The 1149-nt window shown below is 68.4% G+C and carries 1 protein-coding gene; it reads right to left on the reverse strand.

All coding sequences use genetic code 11. The annotated features are described in order from the left end of the window. Window positions 1-24 precede the first annotated feature (24 nt). Window positions 25-1149: transposase (locus KME78_RS63650; protein WP_219539958.1), on the reverse strand; the 1125-nt coding region annotated here is incomplete at its 5' end.

The following is a 1149-nucleotide window of genomic DNA, read 5'->3' on the forward strand; positions in this document are numbered from 1 at the left end:
GACTCCGTTGCCCAATTCGGTGGGTCATGCGGTGAGTGTCAGGTCGAGGCGCGCGAAGTGTGAGACTCGGGTCGCGCCGAGGGGTGTCTGGGTGAGCCAGGCGTCCAGGCGGATGAGGTTGATCGCGGCTGCTGACAGCGCGTTGGCCAGGTGGGTCTTGTTCAGGCCGAGGTATCGAGTCCGGCGGATACCGGCGCGGACGGCTTGGGAGATGGTCCCCTCGACACCGGCCCGGATCTTGTAGCGCTCTTTCCAATCGTCGGTGAGCTGCTCGCGGCGGGCGCGTTCCAGAGCCTCGTGCTGAGCCTTGGGGCGGATGGTGAGCTGGCGTAGCCCGATGGCAGCGGTGGTGCATCGCGGACGAAGCGGGCAGGGGCCGCAGTCACGTTTGCGGAAGGCGAGGCGGATCACCGGCGCACCGCGACTGGTCTCCTCGCGCCACTTGCCGCTGGTGTGGCCTGCCGGGCAGATCGCCTGCTGGTTGTCGAAGTCGATGGTGAAGGCGCTCAGGTCGAATCCGTCGTCGCGGCCGGCCTGGCGACTGGTGGAGGCCCGCATGGGTCCCAGCAGGGTGACGTCGTATGTGGTCATGGCCTGCACCAGCAGCGCTGCCGAGGTGTAACCCATGTCGACGGCGTGCTCGGCGGGCAGTAACTCCCGCGCTGCCAGGTCATCCCAGACGAGCGCGGTCAGCTGCGAGTCCTCCACGGTGGCGTCGGTGGTCGCCACATGTGTGATCAGATGAGGGATGCCATCGTCGCAGGTCTCGGTCAGATGGACCTTGTAACCGACCCAGCCGGTCCTACGCTTGACCCCGTACCGAGCCTCGGGGTCATAGGGCGAGGCCAGCCGGAGTCTTCCCGGCGGCAGGTCCTTGCCCTGCCGCACACGCACCTCCCCATCGGTCCGGTAGTACTGCTGGATCCACGCCTCGCGCAGCACCTGCACCGCCGGGACCTGCCGCAGCCAGGCCGGAGCGCCGCGGTCATAAATCCGCTCCAGTAGCCGGTAACCGTCCGCGCCGACCTGGATCAGGTAGCCTGCACGCGCCGCTTCTCCGTCAGGCAGCCGGTAGGCATCCACCCGCTCCCCGTAACGCTGCTGCCATGCGGCCGGAGCCCACGCCGCCAGCCAGCCCGGCTCACAGGC

The organism is Nonomuraea guangzhouensis, assembly GCF_019396345.1.
Taxonomy (GTDB): Bacteria; Actinomycetota; Actinomycetes; order Streptosporangiales; family Streptosporangiaceae; genus Nonomuraea; species Nonomuraea guangzhouensis.